This window comes from Cohaesibacter intestini (genome assembly GCF_003324485.1).
Taxonomy (GTDB): Bacteria; Pseudomonadota; Alphaproteobacteria; order Rhizobiales; family Cohaesibacteraceae; genus Cohaesibacter; species Cohaesibacter intestini.
Window position 1 is genome coordinate 551,518 of sequence record NZ_QODK01000002.1, and the last position, 21,550, is coordinate 573,067.

At 53.0% G+C, this 21,550-nt stretch carries 21 protein-coding genes and 4 tRNA genes; 6 read left to right on the forward strand and 19 right to left on the reverse strand.

Annotation, left to right across the window (positions count from 1 at the left end; all coding sequences use genetic code 11):
* Positions 1 to 97: 97 nt before the first annotated feature.
* The 8 genes from rplL to DSD30_RS08115 form a co-directional block, all read right to left on the reverse strand.
* On the reverse strand, positions 98 to 469 hold the full coding sequence (gene rplL / locus DSD30_RS08080; protein ID WP_114009127.1) for a 50S ribosomal protein L7/L12: 372 nt from the start codon (positions 467 to 469) through the stop codon (positions 98 to 100).
* 54 nt (positions 470 to 523) lie between these two features.
* Complete coding sequence (gene rplJ, locus DSD30_RS08085) at positions 524 to 1,042, reverse strand: 50S ribosomal protein L10 (protein ID WP_114009128.1); 519 nt, start codon at positions 1,040 to 1,042, stop codon at positions 524 to 526.
* A 335-nt stretch (positions 1,043 to 1,377) separates the two neighbouring features.
* Positions 1,378 to 2,070: a 50S ribosomal protein L1 gene (gene rplA, locus DSD30_RS08090; RefSeq protein ID WP_114009129.1), complete on the reverse strand. Its 693-nt coding sequence runs from the start codon at positions 2,068 to 2,070 to the stop codon at positions 1,378 to 1,380.
* Positions 2,071 to 2,076: 6 nt separating this feature from the next.
* Positions 2,077 to 2,505 carry a 50S ribosomal protein L11 gene (gene rplK, locus DSD30_RS08095; protein WP_114009130.1) on the reverse strand — a complete coding sequence of 143 codons (429 nt, stop codon included), beginning with the start codon at positions 2,503 to 2,505 and terminating at the stop codon, positions 2,077 to 2,079.
* Between the two features lie 108 nt (positions 2,506 to 2,613).
* On the reverse strand, positions 2,614 to 3,150 hold the full coding sequence (gene nusG / locus DSD30_RS08100; RefSeq protein ID WP_114009131.1) for a transcription termination/antitermination protein NusG: 537 nt from the start codon (positions 3,148 to 3,150) through the stop codon (positions 2,614 to 2,616).
* A gap of 6 nt (positions 3,151 to 3,156) precedes the next feature.
* A complete protein-coding gene (gene secE, locus DSD30_RS08105) occupies positions 3,157 to 3,354 on the reverse strand; it encodes a preprotein translocase subunit SecE (protein ID WP_114009132.1) in 198 nt (65 codons plus the stop codon).
* Between the two features lie 98 nt (positions 3,355 to 3,452).
* Positions 3,453 to 3,528 (reverse strand) — tRNA-Trp (locus DSD30_RS08110).
* A gap of 196 nt (positions 3,529 to 3,724) precedes the next feature.
* Entirely contained in the window at positions 3,725 to 4,669 is a 945-nt protein-coding gene (locus DSD30_RS08115; protein WP_114009133.1) for a ribose-phosphate diphosphokinase, read from the reverse strand.
* Between the two features lie 326 nt (positions 4,670 to 4,995).
* On the opposite strand from DSD30_RS08115, the gene DSD30_RS08120 reads away from it, so the two are divergent.
* A complete protein-coding gene (locus DSD30_RS08120; RefSeq protein WP_114009134.1) occupies positions 4,996 to 6,027 on the forward strand; it encodes a 3-oxoacyl-[acyl-carrier-protein] synthase III C-terminal domain-containing protein in 1,032 nt (343 codons plus the stop codon).
* Between the two features lie 64 nt (positions 6,028 to 6,091).
* The gene (locus tag DSD30_RS08125) at positions 6,092 to 6,943 is read left to right on the forward strand and encodes a class I SAM-dependent methyltransferase (RefSeq protein WP_114009135.1); all 852 of its coding nucleotides are present in this window, start codon (positions 6,092 to 6,094) and stop codon (positions 6,941 to 6,943) included.
* A 61-nt stretch (positions 6,944 to 7,004) separates the two neighbouring features.
* On the opposite strand, the gene tuf is transcribed toward DSD30_RS08125, so the two are convergent.
* The 3 genes from tuf to DSD30_RS08140 form a co-directional block, all read right to left on the reverse strand.
* The gene (gene tuf, locus DSD30_RS08130; RefSeq protein WP_114009121.1) at positions 7,005 to 8,195 is read right to left on the reverse strand and encodes an elongation factor Tu; all 1,191 of its coding nucleotides are present in this window, start codon (positions 8,193 to 8,195) and stop codon (positions 7,005 to 7,007) included.
* A gap of 156 nt (positions 8,196 to 8,351) precedes the next feature.
* Positions 8,352 to 8,425 (reverse strand) — tRNA-Gly (locus DSD30_RS08135).
* 20 nt (positions 8,426 to 8,445) lie between these two features.
* A tRNA-Tyr gene (locus DSD30_RS08140) sits at positions 8,446 to 8,530 on the reverse strand.
* Between the two features lie 398 nt (positions 8,531 to 8,928).
* Here DSD30_RS08140 and DSD30_RS08145 point away from each other — a divergent pair.
* The gene (locus DSD30_RS08145) at positions 8,929 to 9,768 is read left to right on the forward strand and encodes a TrmH family RNA methyltransferase (RefSeq protein ID WP_114009136.1); all 840 of its coding nucleotides are present in this window, start codon (positions 8,929 to 8,931) and stop codon (positions 9,766 to 9,768) included.
* Between the two features lie 91 nt (positions 9,769 to 9,859).
* On the opposite strand, the gene DSD30_RS08150 is transcribed toward DSD30_RS08145, so the two are convergent.
* Positions 9,860 to 10,243 carry a hypothetical protein gene (locus tag DSD30_RS08150; RefSeq protein WP_114009137.1) on the reverse strand — a complete coding sequence of 128 codons (384 nt, stop codon included), beginning with the start codon at positions 10,241 to 10,243 and terminating at the stop codon, positions 9,860 to 9,862.
* Between the two features lie 222 nt (positions 10,244 to 10,465).
* Here DSD30_RS08150 and DSD30_RS08155 point away from each other — a divergent pair, with 222 nt between their 5' ends.
* From DSD30_RS08155 to DSD30_RS08165, 3 genes are all read left to right on the forward strand, one after another.
* The gene (locus DSD30_RS08155; protein WP_114009138.1) at positions 10,466 to 10,849 is read left to right on the forward strand and encodes a DUF2147 domain-containing protein; all 384 of its coding nucleotides are present in this window, start codon (positions 10,466 to 10,468) and stop codon (positions 10,847 to 10,849) included.
* A gap of 245 nt (positions 10,850 to 11,094) precedes the next feature.
* Positions 11,095 to 11,553, forward strand: coding sequence for a tellurite resistance TerB family protein (locus tag DSD30_RS08160; RefSeq protein WP_114009139.1), 459 nt, complete (start codon positions 11,095 to 11,097; stop codon positions 11,551 to 11,553).
* A 199-nt stretch (positions 11,554 to 11,752) separates the two neighbouring features.
* Positions 11,753 to 11,828, forward strand: a tRNA-Thr gene (locus tag DSD30_RS08165).
* Between the two features lie 131 nt (positions 11,829 to 11,959).
* On the opposite strand, the gene DSD30_RS08170 is transcribed toward DSD30_RS08165, so the two are convergent.
* From DSD30_RS08170 to DSD30_RS08200, 7 genes are all read right to left on the reverse strand, one after another.
* Positions 11,960 to 12,232: a hypothetical protein gene (locus tag DSD30_RS08170; RefSeq protein WP_114009140.1), complete on the reverse strand. Its 273-nt coding sequence runs from the start codon at positions 12,230 to 12,232 to the stop codon at positions 11,960 to 11,962.
* 353 nt (positions 12,233 to 12,585) lie between these two features.
* Positions 12,586 to 16,608, reverse strand: a complete 4,023-nt coding sequence (locus DSD30_RS08175; protein WP_198662876.1) for a M10 family metallopeptidase C-terminal domain-containing protein — start codon at positions 16,606 to 16,608, stop codon at positions 12,586 to 12,588.
* A 117-nt stretch (positions 16,609 to 16,725) separates the two neighbouring features.
* The gene (locus DSD30_RS08180; RefSeq protein ID WP_114009142.1) at positions 16,726 to 17,172 is read right to left on the reverse strand and encodes a hypothetical protein; all 447 of its coding nucleotides are present in this window, start codon (positions 17,170 to 17,172) and stop codon (positions 16,726 to 16,728) included.
* Positions 17,173 to 17,935: 763 nt separating this feature from the next.
* The gene (locus DSD30_RS08185; protein WP_157967611.1) at positions 17,936 to 18,427 is read right to left on the reverse strand and encodes a hypothetical protein; all 492 of its coding nucleotides are present in this window, start codon (positions 18,425 to 18,427) and stop codon (positions 17,936 to 17,938) included.
* An 8-nt stretch (positions 18,428 to 18,435) separates the two neighbouring features.
* On the reverse strand, positions 18,436 to 18,945 hold the full coding sequence (locus tag DSD30_RS08190; RefSeq protein ID WP_114009144.1) for a hypothetical protein: 510 nt from the start codon (positions 18,943 to 18,945) through the stop codon (positions 18,436 to 18,438).
* 126 nt (positions 18,946 to 19,071) lie between these two features.
* Positions 19,072 to 20,274 carry a helix-turn-helix transcriptional regulator gene (locus DSD30_RS08195; protein WP_114009145.1) on the reverse strand — a complete coding sequence of 401 codons (1,203 nt, stop codon included), beginning with the start codon at positions 20,272 to 20,274 and terminating at the stop codon, positions 19,072 to 19,074.
* 220 nt (positions 20,275 to 20,494) lie between these two features.
* Entirely contained in the window at positions 20,495 to 21,436 is a 942-nt protein-coding gene (locus DSD30_RS08200; RefSeq protein ID WP_280955306.1) for a carbohydrate kinase family protein, read from the reverse strand.
* Positions 21,437 to 21,550 lie beyond the last annotated feature (114 nt).

The window sequence follows — 21,550 nt, forward strand, 5'->3', positions numbered from 1 at the left end:
AGGCTCTTGAGAAAAACGCCCAATTAAAAATTGGACACCTGATTTTGGGCGAATTCCGGAGGAGTGATTCCCCCGGAATTCATCATAAGGATAAACCTTATTTCAGTTCGACGGTAGCACCAGCAGCTTCGAGCTTTGCTTTCAGCTCTTCTGCTTCTGCTTTGTCTACGCCTTCTTTGACAGCTTTCGGAGCACCTTCTACCAGCTCTTTGGCTTCTTTGAGGCCAAGACCGGTGATGCCACGAACTTCTTTGATGACGTTGATTTTCTTGTCGCCAGCAGAAGCCAGGACTACGTCAAATTCGGTTTTCTCTTCAGCAGCTTCAGCAGCTGGGCCAGCAGCAGCGGCAACAGCAACAGGAGCAGCAGCAGAAACGCCCCACTTCTCTTCAAGCATGGTGGACAGCTCAGCAGCTTCCATAACGGTGAGGGTAGAGAGTTCTTCTACGAGCTTTTCAAGATCAGCCATCGTATTGTTTCCTATTGGTACGAACCTAGATTTCTAAATGTTTCGAGAACGGCCTTATGCCGCTTCGTCCTTCTTGGCATATGCGCCGAATACACGCGCGAGCTGTCCGCCCGGAGCCTGCAGAACCTGAGCAACTTTGGTCGCCGGTGCCTGAATGACACCGATGATTTTGCCGCGCAGTTCGTCCAGCGATGGCATGGTTGCAAGTGCATTCACGCCCGCGGTATCGAGTACGGTGGTTCCCATGGCACCGCCCAGAATAACGAGTTTGTCGTTTTTCTTGGCGAATTCAGAGGCCACCTTCGGTGCTGAAACCGGATCGCCAGAGGTGGCGATAACGGTCTGACCCTTGAACAGGTCAGCGAGTGGTTCAGCGTCCGTGCCTTGAAGAGCGAGCTTGACAAGACGGTTCTTGGCAACCTGCACCGTGACACCTGCATCACGCGCTTGACTACGAAGCGCGGTCATTTCGGCGACGGTGAGGCCAGCATAGTGAGCAACGACCACCACTTCCGCGCTGTTCAGCGTTTCATGCAGGGACGCGACAAGCTCTTGCTTTTCCGCTCTATCCAATGCCTTCTCTCCAGTTACCGGCCCTTGTTCGAGACAAAAGCCGGAGGTTACACTTGACCAGATCACGCTTATCAATAGCGGTAAGGAGACCTGGCGCGAAGGGACCTGTCCTCCTTGCCGCCTCGTTGAGCGAGGGTGGCAAGCATAGGTTCGAACCAACAGACAAAATCCTTTGTCATATCAGTCCACCCCATCTGTGCAGGATATTAAGCGTCACACCAAAAGCGATCGGCCCCCACAGTCTTGGACAGGCGTCTGACAAGGTCATCAGATGACCACAACCAGACATCCCCCCGATCGGAATCGGAGGGAATCAAGTTTGACTTCTAATCGGTTTATTCGACAGAAGCAAGATCTACGCGTACACCTGGCCCCATTGTGGAGGACAGGGACAGCTTTTTCATGTAGGTGCCTTTGGCGCCCGATGGCTTCGCTTTGGAAACCGCAGCAACAAATGCCTTGATATTTTCAACAATGGCAGCTTCTTCGAAGCTTACTTTGCCAACGCCGCCATGAATGATACCGGCTTTCTCAACGCGGAATTCTACAGAACCACCTTTGGAATCCTTCACAGCCTGAGCAACGTCAGGGGTAACGGTACCAACTTTTGGGTTCGGCATCATGCCGCGTGGGCCGAGCACTTTACCAAGACGACCAACCAGAGGCATCATGTCAGGGGTAGCAATGCAGCGATCAAAGTTGATTTTGCCGCCCTGCACTTCCTGTACCAGCTCTTCTGCACCAACGATATCAGCGCCCGCAGCTTTTGCTTCTTCGGCTTTGTCGCCACGAGCAAAAACAGCAACCTTGACGGTTTTACCAGTACCGGCTGGCAGCTGACACACACCACGAACCATCTGGTCGGCATGGCGAGGGTCAACACCAAGATTCAGGGAAACCTCAACGGTCTCGTCGAACTTGGCACTAGCAGCACCCTTGATGGCCTTGACCGCTTCCTCGAGGGAGTAAGTGGCGTTGGCGTCGATTTTTTCGCGCGCGGCGCGAACACGTTTACCTAGTTTAGCCATATCGAATTACCCCACGACCTCAAAGCCCATCGCGCGGGCGGTGCCTTCAATCTGCAACATCGCAGCTTCGATGTCGTTGGCGTTCAGATCTTTCATTTTCGCTTCCGCGATTTCTTTGACCTGATCCTTGGTGACCTTGCCACCAACGTCGCGACCCGGAGCAGAAGAACCCTTCTGTACCTTTGCAGCCTTCTTCAGGAAATAGGACGCAGGAGGCGTCTTCATTTCGAAGGTGAAGGATTTATCCTGGAAAATGGTGATGATGACCGGAACCGGTGCATTCTTTTCCATTTCCTGCGTCTTGGCGTTGAACGCCTTGCAGAATTCCATGATGTTCAGGCCGCGCTGACCAAGAGCAGGACCGATTGGCGGCGACGGGTTGGCCGCACCAGCAGGCACCTGCAGCTTCAGGTAGCCTTGAATCTTCTTTGCCATAGTATCTTTCCCCTACATCCGTAGATGTATGCGTTAGACATGAGAAAGGCGCGCGGTTGGATGGACTGCTTGGCAAACAGACCAATCTCCCGCACGCATGAGAAATAATCAGAGCTTGTCGACCTGATTATATTCGAGCTCGACAGGCGTCGCGCGACCAAAGATCGACACGGTCACCTTCAGACGTGCACGCTCTTCGTCCACTTCTTCCACGAGCCCGTTGAAGGAGGCAAACGGGCCATCGGAAACCCGAACCTGCTCGCCCACTTCGAAACTGATGGTTGGCATCGGCTTGTCGACACCTTCCTCTACCTGGGACAACAGACGCTCAGCCTCAGCATTGGAGATTGGCATAGGTTTGTTGTCGGATCCCAGAAAGCCGGTAACTTTCGGCGTATTCTTGATCAGGTGATAAGCATCATCCGTCATCGCCATTTTCACCAGAACGTAACCCGGGAAAAACTTGCGCTCGGATTCAACCTTGCGGCCGCGCCGGACTTCAACGAACTTTTCAGTCGGAACCAGCACTTCCTCGAAAAGGTCAGCCAAACCGGTCTGCTCCGCCTTGAGGCGAATGTCGTCGGCGACTTTCTTTTCAAAATTCGAGTAGGCGTGAACGATATACCAACGCTTTGCTTTTGACATCTTGGCTTATCCTCCCAAGCCCAGAATGTAACTCACACCAAAGCTCATCACCTGGTCAGCAAGCAAGAAGAACAGAGAGGCAAGTGCTACCATCACGAAAACCATCAAGGTGGTAACCAGAGTCTCTTTCTGCGTCGGCCATGTAACCTTGGCTGCTTCAGAACGCACTTGCTGCAAAAAGGTAAAAGGATTGGTCTTGGCCATATAACCGCTCACATATAATAACGCGCGAAACAGGTTCCGCGCGTTCAAAAGATTCTCACCATATATAGTATCTTCTGCACGAAGATCAAGCACGAAAATGGCAGGGGCGGAGGGACTCGAACCCCCGACCCTCGGTTTTGGAGACCGATGCTCTACCAGCTGAGCTACACCCCTACTTCCGTGTCACTCAGTGAAAACCAAGTTGGAGACTACCTATTGAACTTCTCTACCCACCGCAAGGCCAAATTCTAAAAAAGTGCAAAACATCAACAACTGATGACAAAAGGATGACCATCTCGAATCCGACATTCCTGCGAAAACGAGTGAAACATCTCACTTTCCCGTAGAGCCCACCACCGCGTTAAAGCACTCAGAGAAATAAATCCGAGACAGACGCCCCATTGTGGATCGACTCAATCGCCTTCGCAAACATCTCTGACACGGTGCAAATTTCTATCTTTTCGGTCTTCTCGGTCGCCAGAATGGGCAAACTGTCGGTTGCCACCAGAGAACGAATGGGAGAATCGGCAATGCGCGCCACGGCTTGACCAGACAGAACCGGATGCACCACCGCCGCCTCAACGGACAAGGCACCGCGATCCAGAACAAATTTCGCCGCTTCGATCAAGGTGCCGCCACTCGCCACCTCATCATCAATGATCAGGGCATGTTTGCCCTTCACATCGCCGATCATGTGAACGGCGCGCGGCTTTTCATCATCTCCATAGCGGCGCTTGTCGACGATGGCGATCGGCAGATTGAGACGGTTGGCATAACCGCCAATCTCTTTCGCCTCCCCCACATCGCCAGCCACAAGAACATAATTGTCGAGATTCCGCGTCTGTTTGAGATAGTCGCACAGCAAAGGTTCAGCCTTCAGTTGATCCACCGGAAAGCGGAAAAAACCCTGCACCTGTGGCGCATGGAGATCCATCGTCAACACCCGATCTGCCCCTGCCGTCTCCAATAGATCAGCCATCAAACGGGCTGTCACCGAGATACGCGGTTGATCCTTCTTGTCAGAACGGGAATACGGGAAATAGGGAATAACTGCCGTGATGCGCCGGGCCGACGCATGCTTCAAGGCATCGATGGTGATCAGCAGCTCAAGGATTCCGTCTGATACCGGTGGACTGGAGGGCTGGATGACAAAGACATCCGCCTCTCGCACATTCTCCATGATCTGAACCAGAATATTCTCGTTAGAGAATTTCACCACCCGGCTTTCGCATTGCCGAATACCCAGATGGTCGCATATTCTGGTGGTGAACTCCGGATGAGCCGTCCCCCCAATGATCCGAATGTCGTTGCGCATGGCCAATCCTTCCGCTCATTGACTGGTCTGGTCTAAACATCTTCAGATAGGCCCTATCGCCGCTCACAGCCAGAGTCAAGCAAACACGCCAGCCAAGCCCTTCCGGGCTTGATGCTACATGCGTAGCTCTAACAAATCATCGCATTTGATGGAACTCTGGAAGGGTCGGCGAAAGCTCGAGTGGAGCGCCATAGGCTCCTGACGCCAACATATGGGCCCCTTCTGGCAATCTCCGGCCATCAGCCAGATGATCAATCTGCGCCTCAACTGATCAGGCGACCATCGACAACCGATCGGCCTGCGCGGACAAGGGGGGAGTCCCGAGCATGAAATTCCACGCCATCACGCACGCTGTGCCCGAGCTGGTCATCGACAATGATCAGGCCCTGATGATGTTTCGTGACCGCAATCACGGCCACTTTTCCGAACAAGACCTTGATGAAATGGAGCGGAAAATTCGCGCGGGCCTTGAGTTGACCGGCATCAAGAAGCGTCATATCACGCCCCCCGGCCTGCCCGTCGGCCATCTCGTTCTGGATGCTGCCCGCCGCGCCATGCAGGAGGCGGACACAGCGCCCGAGGATATTGATCTGGTGCTCTATGTCGGCATCGGCCGTGGCTGGCTGGAGCCTGCCATGGCAAGCTGGGTTCAACATGAACTCGGACTGACCAAGGCAACCGGCTTTGACATTCTCGATGCCTGCGCCAGCTGGATGCGTGGCCTCGACACCGCCCAGGCCTTTCTGGAACAAGGTCATTTCAAAAGGGTGTTGCTGGTCAACAGCGAAGCAGGCATGAGCGCCTTCGCCAATCTTTCGCTCACCGACACAACAATGATGGAACAGGCCTTTGCCATTTTCACGGTCGGCGAAGCCGCCACCGCCACCATCCTGAGCAACGCAAATCCCGAAAAGGCACATATCCGCCTGCGCACATTTCCCGAAGGCTTTGATTGGTGCCTCATTCCCCTGAGCAATGCCGCCTGCTATGCCCCCGACACAATAGGGAAGCTCGATCCGGGTCGTTTCTATGCAGCATCAGACAAGATTGTCAGCACATCCATCCGCCGCATCGTTCAGACCTATCGCTCGGATGACCATTTCAATCATGGGGCCTATGACATTTTCTTCTCGCACTCCGCCAGTGGCAAGGCCATCGAGATCATTGCCGCGCAACTGGGTCTGCCAATCGAAAAATATGTCAGCACTCACGAAGAATACGGCAACACGTCCAGCGCCTCCATTCCTCTCGCCATGAGCCTTGCCTTGGAAAAGGGCCAGCTCAAACGAGGTGACCGCGCCCTCGCAGTGGTTGGCAGCGCAGGCGTGACCATCGGCCTTGCGAGTTTCACCTTCTAGCCTCGCCGGCCAAAGCCAGAACACTCACCCACTGGGCAGCACAGCATTTTGTGAGAAGAAACCGATGGCAAGCACAGCAGAAGTTCGCAGTCATTATGACACGCCAGCCGCCTTGTTCGAACTATTCCTGGACGATCACTATTTATCCTACAGCGCAGGACAATGGCAGGATCATGATGATCTTGAGACCGCTCAAACGCGCAATCTGACGGCAATCACGCACACCATAGCTCTGGACGCTGACAAATCCGTTTTGGATATCGGCTGTGGCTGGGGTGCCTTCACCTGCCAATGCCTCGAGCAGGCGACACACGCCCATTATCTTGGCCTGACACCCAGCCCCGCCCAGATCGCCTATATCAAGCACCGCTTTCCCAATCATCCCGCACTGCGGGAAACCACTTGGCAAAGCTACGCACAGAATGGTCAGCGCTTCGACGCACTGGTTGCTCTGGAATCAACCGAACATATTGCCTCCTACAAATCTCGTAGGGATGGCACGGCAATCAAGGAATACAGACACTTTTTCCAAAGCTGTGCCGAGCTGTCAAAGGATCACGCTCCCCTCTATCTTCAGACATCTGCCGTTCAACGCCTCCCGCGCACACGTGCCGAGTTGAAAGACTGGAACTTCTTACTGCACGCGGTCTTTGCCGGTTCGGCCCTTCCCGACCTGCCCATCCTGGAGCAGGCAAGCGACGGCAGCCACACCATCACCCAATGTGACTGGAATGCGGAGGATTATATCAAGACGCTGCAAGCATGGTGCAAACGCCTGAGAAGCAACGAAGATACCTTCATCGCCAAATTCGGGCGAAGGCAGTATCACTTTTATCAAACCTATCTGGAGAGCTGCATTCGACTGTTTGATAGCGGGATAGCCAACCTGCTACGCCTCCGGCTGGAAAAGAAATAGGCAACAAAAAAGCCCCGCTCTGCTGAGCGGGGCTTCTCAAGAATTCTGATGTTCGCGAGACTTACTCGACGATAGAGCCGACGATGCCGGCGCCTACGGTACGACCACCTTCGCGGATAGCGAAGCGCAGTTTTTCTTCCATGGCGATTGGCACGATCAGCTCGACATTCATCTCGACGTTATCGCCAGGCATAACCATCTCGGTACCTTCGTTCAGGGTAACAACACCCGTCACGTCAGTGGTACGGAAATAGAACTGAGGACGATAGTTGGTGAAGAATGGGGTATGACGACCGCCTTCTTCTTTCGTCAGGATGTAGGCTTCTGCCTTGAACTTGGTATGCGGGTTCACAGAACCCGGCTTGCAGAGAACCTGACCACGCTCAACTTCTTCACGCTTGGTACCGCGCAGAAGAACACCAACGTTGTCGCCTGCTTCACCGCTATCAAGCAGCTTGCGGAACATTTCAACACCGGTACAGGTGGTTTTCTGGGTGTCCTTGATGCCGACGATTTCAATCTCGTCACCAACATGAACTTTACCACGCTCAACACGACCGGTCACAACCGTACCACGGCCAGAGATCGAGAACACGTCCTCGATTGGCAGCAGGAACGGAAGGTCAACTGGACGATCCGGCGTTGGAATATAGTCATCAACCGCAGCCATCAGTTCCTTGATGGAATCACGGCCAATCGCTGCATCACGGTTTTCAACCGCTGCAAGAGCAGAGCCTTTAACGATAGGAATATCGTCGCCTGGGAACTCGTAGGAGTCCAGCAGCTCGCGCACTTCCATTTCAACCAACTCAAGCAGCTCTTCGTCGTCAACCTGGTCAACTTTGTTCAGGTAAACAACCAGAGCAGGCACGCCAACCTGACGGGCAAGCAGGATGTGCTCACGGGTCTGTGGCATCGGGCCATCGGCTGCGGAGCAAACCAGAATAGCGCCGTCCATCTGAGCCGCACCGGTGATCATGTTTTTCACATAGTCAGCGTGGCCTGGGCAGTCAACGTGGGCATAGTGACGGTTCTCGGTCTCATACTCAACGTGAGCAGTCGAGATCGTGATACCACGTGCACGCTCTTCTGGCGCACCGTCAATCTCGTCATAAGCCTTGGCAGTTGCACCACCAACTTCCGCAAGGGTCATGGTGATTGCTGCAGTCAGGGTGGTTTTACCATGGTCAACGTGACCAATCGTGCCGATGTTTACATGCGGCTTATTACGTTCAAACTTTTCCTTAGCCATGGAAACAGCTCTCGTCGTCTTCAGGCCAATCGAGTTGGCTCACTTCAGCGCAAAAGGGAAGCAACTCTTCTCTGCAAGAAGCCGCAAACCCGGTTCAACACAAAAAGACCGTATTGGAAGGAAATTCGAGCCGACCTGATCGATAGCTGGAGACGGTGGAGCGGGTGAAGGGAATCGAACCCTCGTCATCAGCTTGGAAGGCTGTTGCTCTACCATTGAGCTACACCCGCGCGAGACTACAAGATGAAGATGGTGGAGGAGGCTGGATTCGAACCAGCGTACGCTAAGCGAACGGATTTACAGTCCGTCTCCTTTAACCACTCGGACACTCCTCCAAGCTTCATCTTCCTGTCCCTGCGAACAGGATGGTCTCGAAAAGCCCGCCAAGTCGCGGTCAGTTCGTGAGCGGCTTTATGCAAAACCACATGAGCGAAGTCAACACGCATTTTATCATTTTTGTGGGTATTCCCTTTTTCCTCTTCTGCCTTGGGGATATTTCCGGGCAAATCTCAAATACGATCAAAGACTAAGGACGTATGTGACAAAAATTCCCCGCTCGCTTCTCCAGTCTCTGGCACAAGGTCAAACAGCACTGCACCACGCCGACACCATCCTCCATCTTGTTGCGATGAAACAGCCTCCCACGGAAAGGGGATCACAAAAAGAAAGGGAAAGACCACAAAAGCACTGCTTTTCGCTTGTTCTTTGCCAAAAATGCGCCATAACTCGGCCCATGACAAAAAATCGCTCCCAAAAACAGAAAAAGGCTCGGCAGGCAGCGCAAGCCAATGCCGCAAGCCGCCAAAAGCGCCGGCCGCAGGACGATCAGGCGCGCATTTTCGGCATTCATGCGGTTGCCAGCGCAATCGCCAATGAAGAGCGCGAATTGATCCGCCTGCATGCAACCACAAATGCGCAGGCCCGTCTGGTTGACGAGATTCGCAAGATCGGCGGCAACCCGGCCCGTCTCGATGGTCTGGTGGAAACCGCCAATCCCAAGGATATCGACCTTCTGGCTCGCGACGCCGTGCATCAGGGCGCCGTCCTGATCGCCCATCCCCTGCCCCCACTCGACATTTCCGATATTTTCAATCACCAGTTGGTTGTGGTGCTCGATCAGATCACCGATCCGCACAATGTCGGCGCGATTATCCGCTCCTGCGTGGCACTGGGCGCCGAAGCCATCGTCATGACCGGTCGCCACAGCCCTGAAGAATCGGGTGTGCTGGCCAAGACAGCTTCAGGTGGTCTCGACATGATCTCCATGGTCACTGTGCCCAACCTGGCACGAGCCCTCGATGATCTGGCTGATAACGGCTTTGATGTGATTGGTTTTGATTCCGAGGAAAGCCAGCCGTTCGAGACCATCATCAGCGAACAGGATGACAAGCGTCCAATGGCTTTGATCTTTGGCTCGGAAGGCAAGGGCCTCAGACGCCTCAGCCGCGAGAAATGCACCGCCCTCGCCCGCCTCGACATGCCCGGCCCGATCAAGAGCCTCAATGTCTCCAACGCCGTGGCCATGACCCTCTATGCGGTCATGCTGAAACGTCAGGGACTGTTCACGCGTTGAGGGCAACGACAGACAACCAAATCAATAAAGGCAGGGCCAGAAACAGCCCTGCCTTTTTTGTTTGCCAGTTGTCTTTGCCAGTTGGCGCCTCTTACGGACAGACGCGGAAAACCCGATGCTTGCCGCGATATTTGCTCCCCATCGTGTCAAAGGGTTGCAAGCAGGCAGACGCCTGACCGACGGTCCGCGTGCGCGTGAATGTCATCCCCTCATGCACCCGTACCGCACGATAGCGAACGGCATAATGCCTGTGGCCCGTTGTATGAGGCTTCACGGTGATATATTCTGGATAGATGTAAGATCTTGACTTCTTGTCCCAATGTGCCGGCACGAAAATCCGGTGCCCAGCCTTGTTGCTCTCAATGAGACTGGTCTTTTTTTTGCCCCAATAGCCAGCCTCGGCAGAGGCGACCATATTCGAAAAGGCAAAACCAGCGACAGACACAGCCATCGCCGCCAACAATAACTTATTCATTACGCTACTCCCCGAGGGCTTTTTGAAAACAGTCTTATCACCCCCCGGTTGCAGCTTAACACTTTATTAGTATTTTGCCTAATACGAACCAAAAATGGTTACGCCCAAGCTTACCCACACCTCGCATATGCACTACCCCTACGACAACTTGACGCAAACGTCACTTCATGTTCACACTGACCCGGAAACAAACACTCATTCGTTTATCTGGGAGGAGACAGAATGAAGAAGACCCTAGCAGCGATCGCAGCCGTTGGTTTGTTGATGGCCAGCCCTGCCTTGGCTGATCCGGTTCATGGCACATGGAAAAGCGCCCCGGGCGATGACGGTGCCTATATCCACGTAAAGATCAATGATTGCGGCAGCAAGATCTGTGGCACGATCGTCAAGGTGATTGGCAAGAAGAATCCGACGTCTTTGGGCAAGAGCATCATCAAGAATATGGCGTCTGATGGCGGTGGAAAATATTCCGGCGGCACCATCTGGGCACCGGACAAGGACAAAACCTACAAAAGCAAAATGTCGCTGAACGGCAACGCACTGAAAGTCTCGGGTTGCGTTGCGGGCGGCCTGTTCTGCCGCAGTCAGACCTGGACCCGCCTTTAAACTCACATGACGTTTCTTCAGGGCGGGACCGATGGTGCGCCCTGAAGACCCAGACGACTGCCAAAGGCAGCAAAAATCTATTGACTTCTTTCTCACGCACCCCAAATTCCAAACCATGGCAAAACGGCTAGCGGCTCAAAATTCCGCCATCTTGCAGATATCAGATCCGCACCATATTCTGGAGCGGCCCTTGATCTGCAAATGATCTGGCACCATGATCCGCCCCCTTGTTGGAGGAATTAATTTTGGGACTTTTCAGCGCGCTTGATCGCAGCAACATCAGCATTGACTTCCGCGACGACATGCATGCCAAGGCGACATTGATCACCGCCATGTCGGCCCTGGACGGCGAAATCTCGAAAGACGAAATCGACATTGCGCCGATCGTCAAGGCCCTCTGTGTCGGGCTCGACAACACAGATCAGGCCAAGGATCATTTCAAAAGCCTCAGAGAAACCTACTCCACCCCGGAAATCATAGCAGCAGCCTTTAGCTATATCGAACCCGAAGCCCACCGCACGGTCTTCTTTGCTGCCTGCATGGTCACCATGGCCGATGGCTTTGTCGATTTTGACGAGCAGGAAGCCTTGTTTGACATGGCCACACTATCACCAGCTTTGTCAGACGACATTGCCAGCCAGATCGTTGGCGTTGCAGGCATGTTGATCAAGGAAAAGAAGCACCAGCAGCAAAAGCAGGCCTAGCGATCTGTGCGTCAAACCGAAGCGGCAACCGCACAACGCAAAAGGTTACCGCCCGACATTGTGCCACAAGCATTCACGCGGCACCTTCACCACGATGTGGAAAAATGAAATTGGCTTTGCATCCCCGGAGAAACTGTCCTAAGAGCTATTCCTCATGAGGTCTCTTGGTTCCCATGGCAACCACAAGCAAGACCATCAAGCCGCTATAGCTCAGCTGGTAGAGCACCTGATTTGTAATCAGGGGGTCGGGGGTTCGAATCCCTCTGGCGGCACCACTTTCTCCCCGCAAGAATCGACAAATTCGCCAATAAAGTCAACGCACTAGATCAGGATTTTCCCGATATCGAATTTTCGGCTTTAGGTTTTTGTGCAACTTCTACCAGCATCCGCACCGCACCAGACACAGCTATGAGCCAGAGAGTTTCGCCAAAAGATCATCAAGTCGACGGTTGATTTGAGCATTTTCTTGGCGGCTTTCATCCCGCATATCTTTAAGCCCTTGATCAACTCGGCCAATGTGTTGATGCAAATCATCACGGCGAACATACTCATCTCTGATCCGGTTCACACGCTCATGAAGACGGTCATCACCGTCCCTGATCTGCTTAGACAAATTCCGGTCTCTCACGATGATGCCCCCGATCAAGGCAGGCAGAGACAGGATGTTGCCCTCAATCATGCCGCGTCTCCCTTTCCAGTTCTGGGTTTGAATTTTTCAAGAAATGGAGTTGGCTGCAGATGATCATTCCCACCCACCAGATGCGGAATAGGTTGTGGCAGAACGTCGGTGGAAGCTCTGATTGACGGAAAAAACTGGAATGAGAGGTTCGTAGGTCAAAACTGATCTGACAAATTGCCGCCTTCCAAACGGCAACTGTCAGACCAAGTCTAAACCTCTACAAGCCAATGCGTCATACGACCATCAAGCTTGGCATTGTCTACCAGAGCAGCATCATGGCTCGATGTGCATTTCGAGGCCAACAATCATGAAGCCCACGCACGCCCCATTGATCTCGGTGATGTTCAGCAGACTCAAACGAAACTGAAGTCATCTGCTCCCAGTAGGGCGTGATTGAAATTATTGAGCACGACCGTTGAACCATCAAACTGCACGATTGTGTCAGCACCATCATCCGAAATTTTTACTTGGCTGAAAGTGTTGCTGCCCGTTGCGATTCTGATCGTGTCGATGCCATCTTCAAAATCGGTAATGATGTCAAATTCGCCGGATCTTTGGAAGATAAACGTATCTGCTCCAGTTCCACCAGTGAAAATATCATTGCCACTGTCGTCGAAGAAGATGTCGTTGCCAGCACCACCGCGTAGAATATCTTGTCCATAGGCTCCATTCAGGACATTGTTGCCCGAATTGCCTGTGATGATATTGTTCAGCCCGTTGCCCGTGCCATTGATGTTGCCAGACCCCAGAAGGCTCAGATGCTCCAGATATTGGGAGTGATTGCGCAACGTAAAGGAGACGTAGCTGAACACCTGATCGGTTCCGCTGCCCGCACTTTCCTCAACTCTGTCACCGACATTGTCGACATAATAGACATCATTGCCGGTCCCGCCAATCATGCGGTCCGCACCATTGTCATCCTTGAAGATGTCGTTGCCAGCCCCCCCGCGCAAAAGGTCGTTTCCATAGGCTCCGTTCAAAACATTGTTGCCAGCATTGCCAGTGATGGTGTTGCCCAGACCATTGCCTGTGCCATTGATATCGCCGGATCCCAGAAGGCTCAAATGCTCCAGATATTGGGAATGATCGCGTAGCGCGAAGGAAATATAGCTAAAGACCTGATCCGTTCCGCTGCCCGCACTCTCCTCGACCCTGTCACCGCCATTGTCAACATAATAGACATCATTACCGGTCCCACCAATCATACGGTCGGCACCAATATTGTCTTTGAAGATGTCGTTGCCCGCACCACCGCGCAGAATGTCGTTTCCACCGGCCCCATTCAAAATATTGTTGCCCGAATTGCCTGTGATCGTGTTGTGCTGCGCGTTACCCGTCCCATTGGTGTTGCCAGACCCCAGAAGGCTCAGATGCTCCAAATATTGGGAGTGATCGCGCAACGCGAAGGAGATGTAGCTGAAAACCTGATCGGTTCCGCTTCCAGCACTCTCCTCAACTCTGTCACCAACATTGTCGACATAATAGACATCATTCCCGGACCCACCGATCATGCGGTCTGCGCCAACATCGTCCTTGAAGATGTCGTTGCCAGCACCTCCGCGCAGAACGTCGTTGCCATAGGCTCCATTCAAGACATTGTTGCCCGAGTTGCCCGTAATCGTGTTGCCCAGACCATTGCCTGTTCCATTGATGTTACCGGGCCCAAGCAGGCTCAGATGCTCCAAATTTTGGGAGTGATCGCGCAGCGCCAACGAGATGTAGCTGAACACCAGATCGTTTCCATTGTCCGCATTTTCTTCAATAGTGTCTCCGACATTGTCGACATAATAGACATCATTGCCAGCGCCGCCTGCCATGCTGTCCGCCCCTTCCCCGCCATTGAGCACATCATTTCCGGCCCCAACAGTAGGTGGTTCCCCAATCGCACCATTCACAGACACATGAAGCTCATATGTTCCGCCCACCGGAATGGGCGAAAGGCCCGAATAAGATCCAACAGCCACATAATAGGTGCCCGCGCTTCCAAGCGTATTGGACAGGTATGAATCATGTGAGTCAACACTTCCCGGATCGCCGCCATAGTCGTCGTCACTATAGCTTAGCTGGTTACCGGAACTATCATACAGAACGATCCAGCTATCAAAATCCGAAGCGCCAATATTTTGGTCGGCATAATCAATGTCCAAAACAACCGACAACCCGGCAGCTGCCACTGTGAAACTGTAATAGTTTACAGTGCCACTTCCGGTCCCCTGTACCGTTGCATGTGTCTGGGTTGTTGAATTCTGAATATCTTCATCAAAGCCCAAAGTGAACAAGCTGTTAAGGGACTGAGATGAGGGAAATAATGAAGACGAACTGTCACCATCACCGAGAAGCACATCGTCGCCATCACCACCCACTAGCCGGTCGTTGCCTTCTCCCCCCAACAGGTTGTCATTGCCTGATCCGCCCAACAGTTGGTCATTGTCATCCCCACCGAGCAGGCTATCATTGCCGCTGCCACCATCCAGAAGATCGTCTCCCCCATTTCCGGAAATTGTATCGTCACCACCCAAGCCATAGATGCCATCGGCAGTATCACCGCCAGCAAGGGTGTCACTAGAAGAGGTGCCAGCTTCCGTCACCTCAGCGTCGATGGAAGCCAATGCGTAACGAATGGAATCGGCAAAATCAGCGCTATCACTCTCAATTGTGACCACAACACCAGTGCCCAGCTCGTTGGCCAGATTTTGATATGTGGAAACCTCACCTGAGGCCACAGCAAAAATGGGAATGATGTCATTGGAGGCCATAAGTGCCGCGATGGATGCAGTGCTTTCGTAATTGTGATAGCCAGCATCGGTTGCCAATATGAAAATCCGAGTTGAGCCGGATTGATAGGACAGGCTTGAATCCGTGGAGGCCTGAAGAAGCGCTGTAAGCTGCGCTTCAGGTGTGTCTCCACCGCCTGTTGCATTCATTGAATTATAAGTTGAGACAAGACTTGAAGTCGATTGTGTGAAATCCGCCTCCACACGATAAACATAGCTATCACCAGTATCTCTGAATGAGGTGACTGCGAAACGTGAATTTGCATAGGCATTTTGAATTACCGCAGCGATATCGTCCACCGCCGCCCTCATAGAGGGAAGATCATCAATGAACGAAGCAGTAAGATCCTGCAGGAAGACAACATCCAGAGGACCTGTCAGAGGCGCCAACGCGACTTCGCGATCACTGAACACCGCATATTCAATATCGCGGACGGTATCTGTGCCATCGCTGCGATCACCACCAGTATGAGCGATGGTGAAACTGCCATCTATATTCTCGGTAATGGAATATTCGGAGTAGGCGCCGGAATAAATGGCCTTGTCTCTTCCGTCTCCACCCTGCAAATTGTCATTGCCGCCGTTACCACGCAGCTCATTGCTGCCCTGATTGCCGATGATTGTGTCGTTGCCACGACCACCATTGGCGTTTTCAATCAGTGAACGCAAATCTCCTTCAAAGAGAAGCGCATTGGCAACATTGCCTCTTGCCAGATAATCGGATCGGCTCCCTCCGTTCAAATCTGCCAATTGCGCCTGTGAGAATATAGACCATTCACCGGGATTCAGATTGATACTGAGGTCCGTCGTGTAGTTGCTCAAATCGTAGGTATCGACACCGTTTCCATCCCAGATGGTTCTAAATATCCGATTTTCGACCGGCGTCCCCTGTCCGGCACCATTGATCGACATTTGTCCTGAGCTTGGGTCAAAGGTGTAAACCGTGTCTCCACTCCAAACATTGCCTGAGGCAGAATAATCAGCGCCATACATATATTGAAGAGCAGCGATGTCATACATCATGTAGGATTGAGCGTTGCCGCCAATCTCATTCTCGCTGGGGTCTGTAAAGCTATCGCCGACATGATCGCGATAGGTCATCACTGAAAATTCGTTTGAATCGACATTTGAGGGAAGCGCCCCAAAAGGATTGCCGGAATCGTGGCCATGCGTCAGGCCAAGGGTATGCCCGATTTCATGCATGAACCCTTCATTATACGCATACGATCCCAGACGCGGATCGTCGTAGTTCCCGTCATTTCGGTACCATGAATCTCCGGCTTCATCCGACCCGTAAGGAAAGTAACCAGCAGCTGTTGGGGTATTATTCAAGGTCATGGCGAACCTGAGCTCCGCATGGGTGGTGCTCGATTCTGTCACTTCCGTGAAAGTCAAATCCGTAAAGGATTCAATCTCGTTGTAGAGACTTCTTACGGCGTCCTTTTGAACGCTGTTGAGGGCTTCGAAGCCGAGGTCAGGCTGTTCGCTGCCATAAGTGGATGCATAAAATGAGGCGCTTGTTGGGAAACTGAATTGTAGGCTGCTTACGGCCCATTTCGTATCATGAAGAACGCCTTTCCAGACTTCGCCAGGATCACTCACGGAAGCTGTAGACGCAGTGAGACCGTCGCCAGACTCAGAGCCAGACAGTGGAGTAAAAGTTTGACCGTGAAAGTCCGGCAGCCCAATGCCACATAGAGTGCACATCCTAAAACCTCGCTATTCTCTGAAACCCAACTTTGTTTGACTCAACAATTCACGTTTCTCGGCGTCACTGAGAAAGCATGGCTTTAAAACAACCAGACCATCCAAAAGCTTTTTTTCTTCCAAGCTGTTCAATATTTCTGTTTCCGATTCAGAGAAAACCGGTGTGATGGACACCAACGCTCCGTCAACAGATTTGGATAGCCAAACAGAATTTGTTTCTTTGGACATGCCCGATGAGCATTCAATTAAGAAGGCCGCTGATCCCTTATGTGAAATCCGGACGGCATTGCATTGAATTTTAGAATCCACAACATTGCTATTGTAGAATTCTAATATAGCGTCGGTGGATCTTTTCTCCATCATTTGCAAAGACATGATACCGCTAGACATGGCCGGCCTTAAGACTGGGAAAGACAACAAAAATATCGATGACAAAAAAAGAATACGGAGAATGATCATAAAAAATTCCACCAGCTACATTCACCAAGTTGTAACTAATACAAACCAAAGAAAGTGTCAATTCTTTTTAACACGTACAGGTTGCGTTATGACGATAACCCAAGCAGTCTCGGTTGCTCCGGTGCAGGTCGCAGAACCATCATGTCAACGCATTGAAGCGGCTTGAGATAACGAGTAATTTCAATACAATAAAACTTACTCGAACTTGCTGAGAATGCGAAGGAGATCGCCGACCCCCGATCGAAACCATCCGAGGACCTCTACGGAACGGTCCGGCTTATGGTTTTCCACTTCATTTCATTATGCGCAGGTATCGGCATGGTTTGGAAGGGTCAAAAAGGAGGAGCCGGTCTGGGACAGACACGGGCCATCGGGAGTTGGGTTTGCTCTGGTCCTTCGCGCCAAAGAAAACATGATTTGGTGCGGATAGGGAAAACTCTTCCCGAAGACGCATACTCGAAACGCAATAAACCGAGCTGAAAGAACAACCTGTTTCGCAAGCCCGCCAAATGGCCGCACCGACAGAACTGACAGAACTGACAAAACTGGTTGAAGATATCACGCGCAAGCAGGTCGTGATGAAAGTGAGGCGCGATCAGGGGCAATGCTGGAAAAAGACAATGCGGCAGCCGAAGCACCCACGGCTCAGATGGAGCCAATGGTCGATCGCTTCAACCCACCCTCACTTCCGGCACCAAAAACAAAATGTAAGTTCATTAAATTACAATCGCTTGCTTAAAAGAACCAATCTCTGGCGGCACCACTATCCTACCCTTTTGCGCAACGCCTCAAAGACCATTTCAAACGCCGCTTTCGTCTCAAATCCAAAGTCGGCAATTTGCGTATGGCCTGCAGCATGTTTGATGACAATGAAGCGCATCGCGGCTCGGCTGGCAGATTGTTGATTGACAGATCGGATCGTACGATACGGAATGGAAATTATCTGGTTGGAAAAAGGATTCTTGGGCAACAGAACCCGGTCTTCTTCAAACCGGATCTGACGTTCCCCATGCCGCTGCGTCGCCCACGCACGGGCCATTATGAAAATCGCAGTAAAGGCCACCAAAGCCAGTGCCCCATACAGGCATGCGCCGACCGGATATCCGACAGGCATGCCAATGAAACGATCCGGCTCGGTCCATGCCATGAACAGCATCAACCCGCCAAACAGGGCGATCAAAAGCCCGATCAGACAGACAGATGGCCCTTGCAAGTGATAGGGGAAAGACTGGATTTCCATGCGGGTCTTGTTCATTTGCAGGATCACGCCAACCAAAATAATTCATAAAGGCAGTAAAACAGCGTCAACCCGGCAATCCCGTAGATCAGATAAGCGGTCTGACGGTTGCGCACGGCCCCTTTTGCTTCCTCTTCTGCCGAGACATAAAGGCTTTCCTCGACCGGGACAGACAGGCGGGGCTTTTTCACTGCTCCAACGACGGGAGCATGACGGGCCAGCGCGAACTGTCCGGCCCAAAAGGCATATCCCCCAAGCCCGATCAAAAGCAAAGCGATGATGCTGTTGCCCGGAGCCTCCAGCAGGAAGCCCATTGCCACCCCAAGGAGGCCAAGCGTAAAACCCGATAGAGCGGTTGAGCGCCGGGATGATGCACATTCAATGACCTCACGATGATCACACTGCGAACAGACATAGAGAAATCGGATGCCTCCTCCGCCCCAAGAGCCGCCCAGCCCGGCCTTCCGGGCCTGAAAGCCATGCTTGCTGCAGACGGGACATTGCCTGATTTCCTCAGGCAGAACGACTTCTCTCATAACGGTCACACCCAAATTGTCGCGCGTCTCCAAAAACTGGCACAGCGCTATTTTCGGCGCAACCGCTATAAATGCACCATTCCGCAGGCAGGAAGCCGCAGGTCAGCCCCTTCACGGTCGGCACGATCAGGTATCAAGCAATGGCACATGAGCGGCGACCACCAGCCGCGCCAGTTCGGTGCGATTGCGGGCATTGGTCTTGCTCAGCACCGATCTGATCTGACTTTTCACCGTCTCGCGCGACACCCCGCGCATATCGGCGATATGGTCATATGTATATCCCTTGAGATAATGGGTAAGGCTCTCGGCCTCGGCTTTAGACAGCCCGAAACTGCCTGCCAGCGACAAGCCATTGGTCGCCAGTTGCCATTCCGGTGCGATGGCGAAAATGATCGCATATCCGCGACTGACAGGACCATCAAAGGCGCTGAAACGCACAGGCGAGATATCAAGGCTGAGCGGGTCTTTTTCCAGTCCGCGCGACAAAGAGGTGGTCACACCGCTATGCAGGCTCTTTTTCAGGCTGCAATCGGCCGCCCGCAATATCTGATGGGCGAAGGCTCCTTCTGCATCCGGATCCACAGCCCGCAACCTGCCGTCTCCCCCTGCCCGCAAGGCATCTCCTTCCGAAAGCAGTCGATCAAAGGCGGTGTTTTTCAGCACGATCTCGCGCGCGTCAGTCACAATTGCCGTGCCGATCGCCAAACGGTCCAACACTTCAAGCACCATGGCATAGCGCCGCCGCAATGCCGTCAGCATCCGACCAGAATTGAGCGCCCGCGCAATATAGGGTGCCATCATTGCAAGTTGCTGCCCAGCCCCATCCGGAATCTCGTCATGCTCCTTGGAAAACTGGACGGTCAGAATGTCCCGCCAAGGCTCGCCCCGATTGAGGACCACGCCGATCCGGCGAAAAATATCGATGGATTGGATCGAGGTGGCAAAAGGCTCAAGTTGTCGCATATCATCAGGAGCCACCTGCCGCAGCCCCATTGGCAGCAAATCCGTATCGAGAAACAGATCCCCATTTTCCGCATTGCGCATCAGGGTCTGAATTTCGGAGTATAATGCGCCTTCAGACTGGGCCGTATTGACGGCATAGTCCGCGACGACCTCCTTTTGCAGATTGCTGCTGAAAACCGTAAAGGCCAGATCGGGCAAGTCGTAGGGATCGTGATGGACGCCGGTTTCATGATTGAAATAGTTGATGACAGCGGTGTGGGCAAAACAGGCATCACGAATCCGGTCAACGGCTTCTGGCCACAAGCTCTCGTCGATGACCGCTTCATAGCAGCTGGCCACCGCATCCAACACCGGCTTCACATCCATCCATCCCCCTTCCGGCGCACCAAAGGGCGTGCCGCTCTGTGTCCAGTCACGCAGCAATGGCTGCTGGCAACCATCGTGAAACCAGCCGCTTACACGATTAATGTAGAACGATAACCAGAGCGGATGCTACCATTGATCCGCATTTTTGACAATCAAACCTGCATCGCTCAGACCCATCCCAATGGCACAGGCGCGTCTTGCGATGCAGCTCTGACACGCTTCAGAGCTCCTTGCGCCAAGGCGGATTTGCCCCTTTGCGCGACACATTGATCGCTGCCACTTTCGAGGCAAAACCGAGCGCTTCGCGCATCTGATCGTCGGAGATCGTCCGAACCGCATCTTTTGACAAAAGATTCAGCTCAGCCAGTTTGGCAAGGATGCCTGCATTGAACGTATCGCCAGCCCCGACCGTATCGACCACCTCGACGCGCTCGGAAGCAACCGAGACTTCCCGACCATCAGCCAGATAAGCGGTCGCCCCTTCGGCCCCCTTGGTCACCAGCAGGATCGCAGGACCGGTCGCCAGCACCGCCTTGACCTGTTCATCAAGGCTTGCCGCATCCGGCATCATCCAGTTGAGGTCCTCGTCCGACAGCTTGACGATATCCGCATGGGCAAACATGCTATTGATCCGGGTCCGGTAAACAACCGCATCCGCAATGAAGCCGGGGCGTACATTGGGGTCGATCATCACCAGATGGCCAGCAGCTTCACGGGCACACAAGGCCTCATAGGTGCGAGCGCAAGGCTCGACCGCGAGGCTGATACCTCCAAAGAAAACAGCCTCGATCGTGTCTGGAACCTCTCCGACATCTTCAAGTGCAATCATCCGACCCGCGGAATTCTCGTCATAGAAAAAGTAACTGGCATGGCCATTTTCCAACTTCACAAAGGCCAGCGTCGTGGGGCGATCGGATCGTTTGCACAGACTTGTGGTGACCCCGCTTTCGGCGAGAAAATCCTGCAATTGCTGGCCGAACATGTCCGATGATAGGCCAGTCAGAAATTCCGTACCAACCCCAAGGCGCCCCAAGGCAACGGCTGTGTTAAAGACAGCGCCACCAGAGCAAGGTTGAAAAGCATGCACACCGGGCTCGATTTCAGCCGGGATCATGTCAATCAACGCTTCCCCGCAACACAGAATTCTGGCTTGATCGCTCACTGTCTTTCTCCGTTTTTCTTTTCCAGCCCTTTGCCGGAACCCTTTCCCGGACCACAGGCTTTTATTCATGTCCACACATTGATATGGCGCAGAACCGCACCAGCGGCCGGAGCC